The organism is Kitasatospora aureofaciens (assembly GCF_001188955.3).
GTDB classification, from domain to species: domain Bacteria; phylum Actinomycetota; class Actinomycetes; order Streptomycetales; family Streptomycetaceae; genus Kitasatospora; species Kitasatospora aureofaciens.
In genome coordinates this window covers 25,652-35,047 of record NZ_JPRF03000060.1, presented here as the reverse complement: position 1 = coordinate 35,047, position 9,396 = coordinate 25,652, and the positions used below count along the sequence as shown (strand labels likewise).

The window sequence follows — 9,396 nt, the reverse complement described above, 5'->3', positions numbered from 1 at the left end:
GAGCGGTTGACCGGACGGTGGGCGGAGCGGGACGCCGCCGTACGGGCGGCGGCGGGAACGGAGGCGGGGGCCGAGGGCACGCTCACCGGCACCTCCACCGACGGGGCAGTCGGCGCGGCGGCCATCGGCGCGGCGGCCATCGGAGCCATCCCGGCCGGCGCGGCGAGGCCGCCCGCGGCCGCCCGGCGCTCCAGCTTGTCCAGGCGCGCCTGGAGCGACAGCTCGTCGCTGTACGCGCCCGGCAGCATCACCCGGGCGCAGATCAGCTCCAGCTGGAGCCGCGGCGCCGCGTTGCCGCGCATCTCGGTCAGCCCGGTGTTGACGATGTCGGCCGCCCGGCTCAGCTCGGCCGCGCCGAACGCGTCCGCCTGCGCCTGCATCACGGCGATCCGGTCCGCCGGGGCGTCGATCAGCCCCTTCTCCCCCGCGTCCGGCACGGTGGCGAGGATCACCAGGTCGCGCAGCCGCTCCAGCAGGTCGGTGACGAAGCGGCGCGGATCGTGCCCGCCCTCGACCACCCGGTCGATCACCTGGAAGACCGTCGCCCCGTCGTGCCCGGCGAAGGCGTCCACCACCTCGTCCAGCAGCGCGGAGTCGGTGTACCCCAGCAGCGCGGTCGCCATCTGGTACGTGACGCCGCCCTCGCCGGCGCCGGCCAGCAGCTGGTCCATGACCGACATCGAGTCACGCACCGAGCCCGCGCCGGCCCGTACCACCAGCGGGAACACCGTGTCCTCGACCTGGATGCCCTCGCGGCCGCAGACCTCCGCCAGGTAGTCGCGCAGCGTGCCGGGCGGCACCAGCCGGAACGGGTAGTGGTGGGTACGGGACCGGATCGTCCCGATCACCTTCTCCGGCTCGGTGGTCGCGAAGATGAACTTGAGGTGCTCCGGCGGCTCCTCGACCACCTTGAGCAGTGCGTTGAAGCCGGCCGAGGTCACCATGTGCGCCTCGTCCAGGATGAAGATCTTGTACCGGCTGTGCACCGGCGCGAAGAAGGCCCGCTCGCGCAGCTCGCGCGCGTCGTCCACACCACCGTGCGAGGCGGCGTCGATCTCGATCACGTCGATCGAGCCGGGCCCGCCGGTCGCGAGGTCCCGACAGGACTGGCACTCCCCGCAGGGCGTCGGCGTCGGCCCCTGTTCACAGTTCAGACAACGGGCCAGGATGCGCGCACTCGTCGTCTTGCCACAGCCGCGCGGCCCGCTGAACAGGTACGCGTGGTTGACCCTGTTGTTGCGCAGGGCCTGCTGGAGCGGAGCGGTCACGTGCTCCTGCCCGATGACCTCCGCGAAGGTCTCGGGGCGGTAGCGGCGGTACAGGGCTAGGGACACACCACCGACGATATCGGGACGGGCCGACAAACGCGTCGCCCCTTCACCCCGGCCCCCGCCCGGAACGCCCCGGGAACGCAAAGACCCCCCGTGCACCCGCCAGAGCCCTCCTACCCTTGCTGCCTTCCGGCCCTGGGGGGGTTCAGAGAGATGACGCCGCACGAGGGGCTGACCCCCACACTACCGGATCCCGGCCCCGACGATCCACAGGCCACCCCCACCCTCCTGCCTGCGGGATAGCTGGTCGCGAGCACCCCGAAACATGTACTAAGCTCTCCCACGGAGGATTCGCCTAGAGGCCTAGGGCGCACGCTTGGAAAGCGTGTTGGGGGCAACCCCTCACGAGTTCGAATCTCGTATCCTCCGCCTTCGCCCGTCAGGGCAAACGAAGGCCCCGACCGGGTTCCGGTCGGGGCCTTCGTCGTTTCGGGGGCCTGTGAGCCGTCCCCCTCGGCGTCCTTGACCACCTGCCGGATGAAGCCACCCCGGGGCGTCACCCAGCCGACCGAACAGGCCAGCCGGTCGGCCGCCGGCCGACCGGCTGGCCTGTTCGGGTGCCATCTGTGGGCCATACCGGTCACCGAGGGTGAGGGCCTCCGAGGCGGATGCCGCAGGCCCGTTCAACCTCGTGTGGGGCGCTGGCTTCCCGCTGCTTCCGGGCAGGACGGCCAAGGCCGTGCGGGCATCGCCCCGCTTCCACGCGGGTGAGCAGCAGAAGGAGGAGGGACGTGCCTGCAGCTATGGGTGCCTGGCACCGCTGGATGGCAGCCGCGACGGTGATGGTGACGGCTGGGGCACTCGGTTCGCTAGGGGCAGGCACGTCCGCAGCGTCCGACCTGATGGGATGGGACCGGGCCCGGTGCGCGACCCGGCCGGCCCCGCCGGCGACGAGCGTACCGGCGCCGATCACCTCCGGCAGCGATGTGTGGAGCTTCGCGTCCGCGCCGAAGCTGCATCCCATGCGGGTCACCGTGACCACGCGACAACCGGGCACGGCCCGGGGGGACGTCTTCGTCGCCCCGTACAACCTCACCCAGCCGGTCGGCCAGACCGGGGCGCTGATGCTCGAAGACTCCGGCGATCCGGTCTGGTTCCGCCCGCTTCCCGTCGCGAACCTCGAGAACGGCGACTTCCGGGTGCAGACGTACCACAACCCCCGGACCGGCGTCACACAACCGGTGCTGACGTTCTGGCAGGGAACCATCGCGATTCCCCCGTATTACACCAACCTGCCCGGCGGCGCCCCCGAGCCGGGAGGCTGCTACTACATCTACGACGACCACTACCGCCTGCTCAGGACCGTCTTCGCCCGGCACGGCTTCTACCCGGACTTCCACGAGTTCCTCCTGACGCGCCGGGGGACCGCGCTGTTCATCGCGTCCAAGCCGGTCCCGATGGACCTCACCCCCTACGGGGGGCCGAAGAACGGAGCCATCGAGGACAGTGAGGTCCAGGAGGTCGATCTCGCGACCGGGAGACTCGTCTTCTCGTGGGACATCCTGGACCACGTGAACCCGGCGGACTCCGAGGTGTCGGCCTCCTCGGCGTCCTCGTCCGGCGGGGTGTGGGACGCCTATCACGTGAACTCGATCGACGAGGGCCCTGACGGCCAGCTGCTGATCTCGGCCCGAAACCTCTGGGCGGTCTACGACGTCGCGCGGCAGACAGGCGACATCCGCTGGCAACTCGGTGGCAAGAGAAGCGACTTCAGCTTCGGCCCGAACGCGGACTTCTACTGGCAGCACCACGCCCGGTTCCGGCCGGGAAACCGGATCAGCATGTTCGACGACGGCTGCTGCAACCAGCCGGACGGCACCCCCGAACAGCAGTCACACGGCCTGATCCTCAACCTCGACTTCCCCAACCACCGCGCGACCGCGGCGCGGACCTACTACCACGCACCGGGGTTGTACGCCGCGTCCCAGGGGGACACCCAGGCGCTCACCAACGGCAACGAGTTCGTCGGGTGGGGGCAGGAGTCGTACTACTCGGAGTACAGGGGCGCCGGGAACACCGAGGGCGACGGCTCGAAGAACCTGCTCTACGACGCCATGATGCCGGGCTCCGACATCTCGTACCGGGCGTTCCGCCACGAGTGGGTCGGCAAGCCGTGGTATCCGCCCAGTGCGGCGGCGCGCGACGGCAGCGGCGGGCGGAGCACCGTCTACGCCTCCTGGAACGGCTCAACGGAGACCAGAGCGTGGCAGGTGCTCGCCGGACCGGACGCCCGTTCCCTGTCGGTGGTCGTCGACCACGCCGACCGGACCGGCTTCGAGACGGCCGTCACGACGGACAACCCGGGACCGTACTTCCAGGTGAGGGCGCTGAACGCGAAGGGGGAGGTCATCGGGACGTCCCACGTCGTGACCCGCTCCGGTTGAGGAAGGACCGATCCTCGGGCCGTCTTCGGCGGCAGCATCGCCCGCGACTGCCGAACAACAACCCTGGCCTGGTCTCGGTTCCGGTCTCATTCATCGCCGTCCGAATGGGTTCGGTCACCACCCCGACAGCAAGAGAACCGCAGTTCAGAACGTGTGTGAACGCCGCCGGACACTGCCGAGGAGATTTGGAAAGCGTGTTGGGGGCAACCCCTCACGAGTTCGAATCTCGCATCCTCCGCCGCTGCCTATCAAGGCAAACGTCGGCCCCGACCACTTCTGCGGTCGGGGCCGACGTTTTTCGCTTGGCGGCGAATTTCCTGATGGGCTGCTCAGGAGTGGTGCACGGAGCAGGTGACTGCGCCGATACGAATGCGGTGCCTGTTCCGCGATACCGCGGCGTAGACCCGACGAGCGACGGCCCGTACACCCGGGAGGCCGATCGCAGCAGCGGCCCGCCGGTACCGGAGGCTCGGCGAGGACTCGACGAAGCAGGTCAGCGCGTCCACTCCGCCGGCATGCACCTCGCCGCCCCGGAAGATCAGCGCCTCCCGTTCGAGTCGCGTCAAGTGCGCAGCGGTGAGGCGATCCGGCAGGGCCTGCCATGGCACGGCTGGCATCCGAGGCGTGGCTCAGCTTGCGGATCCGGTCGACCACGGCTTGGCAGAAGCCACAGTCGCCGTCGTAGGCCAGGATCGTTCCGGTGCCTTGGTGCGCGTCACTCATCCCTCCCCCTCCCCTGCCGGCGCTGGTTCCGTGCCGGTGTCGCCGCTCGGTCTCACCCGGCCCGTCCGGGCTGCGGCGGTACGAGGGTGGCGTCCGGGGCCGAGCAGGACACCGGCCCCTTCGCCGCAGCACGTTTGAAGGCGCGTCGGCACAGGCTTCCCAGAGACCCGTAGAACCGGTCCGGGAGGAATACGGCATCAGCAATGATCATCGCGCCGGAGAAGAGCGGGAGGCCCAGCAGTACCGCGATGCCCGCGTGCATGCTCAGCAGCATGGCCAGAACGATGTACTTCAGCCTGCCGAAGAGGACGAACGGGAAGGCCACTTGCAGGATCACGGTCAGATAGCTGGCAACCGCAACGGCCATCTGATGGTTGTCGAGCATCAGCGAGAGGGCGGGCCACGGCCGGAACAGGTCGAGGTTCAGGACGTAGTGGAGAGCGGTCCCGTCCCCCCAGGCGCTGCCCTGCACCTTGTACAACCCCGCAGAGCCGTAGAGGAAGCAGACCTGAGCGGCGATGACGAACATGCCGCAGTTGTGCAGCGTCGTGACCAATGTTTCGCGGGAGGCGGCGACTTGGTGCCTGAGCCCGGGTTCCGTACGTGACGACGAGGCGTCGACCGTACGGGCGGCAGCGCGTCGGCGGGCTCTGCGCGCGTCGAGGGACCAGCGTCGGCCGCATGCGGTGCAGCAGAGGTAGAGGGACATGAGGAGGATCACGTTGTCTCCTCCGTCCGACATGAAGATGGCCCTGGCGTGGAACGAGGCCACCACGGCCGCGAACAGAAGGGACATCACCCTGGTCCGCCAACCGAGCATGAACAGGGTGGCCGTGAGAACCGCGAGCACGTAGCAGCTCTCGAAGTAGGCAGGACTGTCGGACAGAGTGAGGATGCTGATCCAGCCCGTCTGATCGAACAGCTGCCTCGCCAAGGCGGGGGTCCACGGTGCCTCGGGACCCCAGATTTCCTGGCGGTGGGGGAACTCCCGCAACAGAAAGGCGAGGTAGAGCGCTCCGTATCCGATGCGCAGCACTGCGGCCGCGTGGAGGGAGGTCTGCCGCGTGGTCAGGGAGGCGACGAGCGCGCCCGGGCGATCGAGGATCCGTCGCGGGGCGGCTTGGCCGGTGGCGGTGGCGGCACGGGACGGTGGTGGCGCCGCGGCCAGTGCCTGGTCAGTTGCCATTCGGTGTCACCTTCCACAACGGTAGGTACCTGGTTTCGACAGGGGCTTTCGCGGCGGGGTACGGACCGCGCGCGTGGGGGGACCCTGCGATCGGCTGCGTGGTCACCCTCAGCTGGATGGCCTGGAACGGACCGGGCTGATGAGCCGAAACTCGCTCCACGGCGATGTTCCGGAGATACTTCTGGAACATCGCAGCCCGCGCGGAGTAGGACCGATCGTCCCCTCCGTGCGTTTCGAGATAGCTGGTCCACGCCCGGCGCAGCATGTTCTGCGTCGTATGGCTCGGGAAAATGTTGTGTTCAACGTCTGCGCTGTCCACAGCCGTCAGATCGAACCAGTCGCTCACCTGCTTCGAACCGTTCGACGAAGTGGCCTCGGTCCTAGCCGAGATCTGTCGGGACACCGATTCGGGGTTCGGTGCGAAAAGCCGCCAGTTCTGCTCGAAAAATGGATAGATCCACGCGTTGATCTGCTTGCTGTAGCGCTGTGAGATCTGATTCGAGGGCGCCACGTAAAGGAATACCAACAGGACGTGGACGAGAGCGGTGGTCACGCAGAGCGCCACCCCGCTCGCTGTCACCGTCCGCAGCAGTCTCGATTGTCCCGTACATTCCGCCGACGACCCGGGCGCCCCGCCCGCAGGCCGGTCAGCCGGCTCCACCGCGGTGTCGTTCTCCTCATCGGCCGACCAGGGGCCCGAATCCGCCAGGCCCACAGACCTGCTGTCGTTCGAGGTGCGGCTGCGTCCGGTTCGTCCCATCCTGGCTGCTCCCTTCGCTCTGCTTTCCCTGAGCTTGTTGTGCGCGTCCGGCACCCCTCGGCCAGCAGCGCGTTCCCCGGACGAGGGGCCGGGCGACGCGCGGCGGGATCTGATGATCCGCCGCGCGCCGCCGGTCTCCATCGATCACACGAGCCACCGCCGCAGGGGCCGGCTCGGTCCGGGGGCCACACCCACGCGAGAGGTGCGCTCGTGCTCACGCCTCACGACCTGGGGACCCGCACACGGCGGATCGGCTACCAGGTCGCGGGCTCACAGCAGCAGTTGCCGGACCCGCACTTGTCACTGCAGGAAGCGCAGTGATCACCGTGGCCACAGTCACCGCAGTGATCGCAGTGGCTGCAGTCACCGCAGTGCTGGTGGCAGTCACCGCAGTGCTCGTGGCAGTGCTCGTGGCAGTCACCACAGTGGTCGCAGGGGCCGCACTGGTGTCCATTGCCACCGGTTTCCCCACCGCTGGTGCCCGCGGTCGTACCGGCTGTGGTGCCTGCGGTCGTAGCACCCGTGGTACCCGCGGTCGTGGCACCCGTGGTGCCACCGGTGACGAGGCCGCCGAGGAGACCGCCCGTGTTGCCCGCGACCAGACCGCCCAGAACCCCGCCCGTGTTGCCCGCGACCAGGCCGCCCAGAACCCCGCCCGTGGTCCCCGCGGTCGTACCGGCCGTGGTGCCGCCGGTCGTGGTGCCCGCGGTCGTACCGGCCGTGGTCCCACCGGTCGTGGTGCCCGCAGTCGTACCCGCCGTGGTCCCGCCGGTGGTGCCGGCGGCACACGTCTCCCGGGTGATCCTGTTGGTGTCCAGCGTCACGGAGCCGTTCCGGGCCAGCGCCCGACCGTCGATGCTTGCGCCGGTGGTCACGGTGATAGAGGTCAGGGCCAGGATGTTGCCCACGAAGGTCGAGTTGGTGCCGAGCGTCGCGGAGCTTCCGACCTGCCAGAACACGTTGCACGGGGCGGCGCCGTTGGTGAGGATCACGCGGCTGGCGGAGGCCGTCGTCAAGGTCGATCCAGCCTGGAAGACCCACACGGCGTTGGGATCGCCCTGGGCGTCCAGAGTGAGCGTGCCCGTCAGTCCGAGAGAGGTAGCGGACTTGTAGACGCCCGGAACCAGCGTCTGACCACCCAGGTCAGCGGAGATGATGGCGTCCGGCGCCTGGCTGGCGGCGTCGTTGTACGCCGTGGTCAAGTCGTTCTGCGCCTGAGCGGCGACGGCATCCGCGGAGTGGATGGTCCCGTTCACCAGGCCGGGCGGAAATCCGCTGATGGCCGTTCCCGGACTCACTCCGACGTCTCCCGTGATGACGGAAGAACCGGTGTTGCTGACCGACTGGCCGGCAAGCACCGCGAAGCTGTCCGCCGTACCGAGGGGAACGGCGGTCGCGATGGCGTGCGCCCGCACCGGTGTCAAGGCCACACCGGCGGCGGCGATCAACACGATCCCCGCGATCCAGGCGGAAATCCTGCGCCAGTGCGGCACAGCAGAGAAGTTCAGTGTCACCTAGGGTCCCATTCCTGTGAGAAACGCGACGAATTCCATGTTTTTCGTCGACATGCGCGCCGAACCACTGCTTCATGTGGCCAAGGGGCGCCCGAGGATCGAGCGCCCGTTGCACCAGGTAGAGAGGATGGATCTAGATTTACCCGGAACACGCCATGCGCATACGATCCGTTGGGGTGACCTGAGCCGCTGTGTAAACCCAGGCTTCTACCTGTAGTCACACGGTTCTCTGGCCGAGCCACCTGTCCCCACCGCTCCGGGTCCGGCGAATACGCCTTCACCCTCCGATGTCAGGGAGAATTCGGCACCCAGCGGGACGCACTACGTCGATATGATTTGCGGAAGGATTGAGTTGAACTGCCGACAGAGCTGCGAACAGTGGACGAAGACAGCCCTGCGATCGAAGCCAGTATCCCCGACCATCCGTGACCATCCGTCATTCGCCAGGGGACACCCCAGCTCATCACTGGAAAAGGTGCACCCAGAGCGTCGCTGTCGGCGGACGCCACCCACGGGAAGGCTGCGCAGGGTGCGAGACTCGGACTCGTGAAGGACTTCCTCGACAGGTCCTTCCCGCTCGGCACGGCGCGGCGGAGGCCCTTCCTCGTGTTCAGCCGTGGCTGCTCGTCCGGTCGGGCCACGACGACCGCCGCCTATCGATGGTGGAATTCGCCGACCGGGCGGGCCACTTCGGCCAGGCCTGAGGGACGCCCGCCCTCGTCGCCCGCGGTCTCGTCCGAAGGCGCCGGGCTGCGGAATCGGCCACCGTGACCGTGCGGGGTTCGGGCCGGGCGGAGAGTAGCCTGGATATCACCGAAGGCACTTCGCATGCCGGCACCGGATACTGGCGTCGTCTCCGGCGAACGGCTCTCCCGGACCCGGCCCTGGTCGGGCCCGGAGACAGGCTCTTGATCATGACTGCGATCCTCGATCGTGCGACGACGCCGACCACCCCCGCATCCCCCCTGCGGCTCTCCCTCGCGCCCGACGGCGTGCGGGCCGGTCGGCTGGACGGGGCCTGGTGGCCCCGGTCGCGTGATCTTCTTCTCGAACTCCCCTCCCTAGCCGCCGAGCTCGACGAGCGGTGGGGCCGGATCACCCGGATCACCGTGAACCCCGCGCAGTGGCCGCTCATCCCCCGCCGTATCCCGGTCACCGGGCACACCGTCCACGCCGGCTGGTTCACCACCGAGCAGGACGAGCACACGATCGCGGTGTTCTCGTACGCCCCGCGCAGGCTGACCCTGCTGGTCGTCCCGCCGGAGACGGATGCCACTGGTGCCGCCCAGCTGATGGCCGCGGCAGCCGGCCCGGCGAACACCAGTACTGCGAGCGACCTGCTCGCCGCTCAGACGGGCGACGGTGCGGCGAAGCCGGCGTCCCGCTCCGACTTCCTGCCATCGGCCGTCGCTCCCTCGAACGGAGCTGGTGAGGCCGGCAGGCGGGCGGACATCGCCCGCGACCGGGCAGCCTCCTGGCCCGTACCCGCCTAGTCGGG

6 protein-coding genes, 1 tRNA gene and 1 other RNA gene are annotated in these 9,396 nt (G+C 68.9%); 3 read left to right on the top strand and 5 right to left on the bottom strand.

The genetic code is table 11. The annotated features are described in order from the left end of the window. Together HS99_RS32640 and ffs are read right to left on the bottom strand one after the other, a co-directional pair. Positions 1-1,334: DNA polymerase III subunit gamma and tau (locus HS99_RS32640; RefSeq protein WP_141763862.1), on the bottom strand; the 1,334-nt coding region annotated here is incomplete at its 3' end. Positions 1,335-1,410: 76 nt separating this feature from the next. Further along, positions 1,411-1,507: signal recognition particle sRNA small type (ffs, locus tag HS99_RS32635), an RNA gene on the bottom strand. 108 nt (positions 1,508-1,615) lie between these two features. On the opposite strand from ffs, the gene HS99_RS32630 reads away from it, so the two are divergent. Beyond that, positions 1,616-1,700, top strand: a tRNA-Ser gene (locus HS99_RS32630). Between the two features lie 593 nt (positions 1,701-2,293). Further along, positions 2,294-3,715, top strand: a complete 1,422-nt coding sequence (locus tag HS99_RS32625; RefSeq protein ID WP_030597629.1) for an arylsulfotransferase family protein — start codon at positions 2,294-2,296, stop codon at positions 3,713-3,715. A gap of 775 nt (positions 3,716-4,490) precedes the next feature. Here the strand turns inward: HS99_RS32625 and HS99_RS32615 are convergent. The 3 genes from HS99_RS32615 to HS99_RS32605 form a co-directional block, all read right to left on the bottom strand. Continuing rightward, positions 4,491-5,624, bottom strand: a complete 1,134-nt coding sequence (locus tag HS99_RS32615) for an HTTM domain-containing protein (RefSeq protein WP_107050769.1) — start codon at positions 5,622-5,624, stop codon at positions 4,491-4,493. After that, a complete protein-coding gene (locus HS99_RS32610; RefSeq protein WP_305953133.1) occupies positions 5,614-6,177 on the bottom strand; it encodes a DUF5819 family protein in 564 nt (187 codons plus the stop codon). Before HS99_RS32610 ends, HS99_RS32615 begins: the two co-directional genes overlap by 11 nt. Before the next feature lie 461 nt (positions 6,178-6,638). Beyond that, positions 6,639-7,835 (bottom strand): ice-binding family protein, encoded by a 1,197-nt coding sequence (locus HS99_RS32605; RefSeq protein WP_370863328.1) that lies wholly within the window; start codon positions 7,833-7,835, stop codon positions 6,639-6,641. A 977-nt stretch (positions 7,836-8,812) separates the two neighbouring features. Here HS99_RS32605 and HS99_RS32600 point away from each other — a divergent pair. Continuing rightward, positions 8,813-9,391, top strand: a complete 579-nt coding sequence (locus HS99_RS32600; RefSeq protein WP_030278575.1) for a DUF5994 family protein — start codon at positions 8,813-8,815, stop codon at positions 9,389-9,391. Positions 9,392-9,396: the final 5 nt, after the last annotated feature.

What these genes read in the sequence shown, in the direction of transcription:
- HS99_RS32625 (WP_030597629.1), top strand. Translation starts at nt 2,294, where the DNA reads ATGCGGGTCACCGTGACCACGCGACAACCGGGCACGGCCCGGGGGGAC.
- HS99_RS32615 (WP_107050769.1), bottom strand. Translation starts at nt 5,624, where the DNA reads ATGGCAACTGACCAGGCACTGGCCGCGGCGCCACCACCGTCCCGTGCC.
- HS99_RS32600 (WP_030278575.1), top strand. Translation starts at nt 8,813, where the DNA reads ATGACTGCGATCCTCGATCGTGCGACGACGCCGACCACCCCCGCATCC.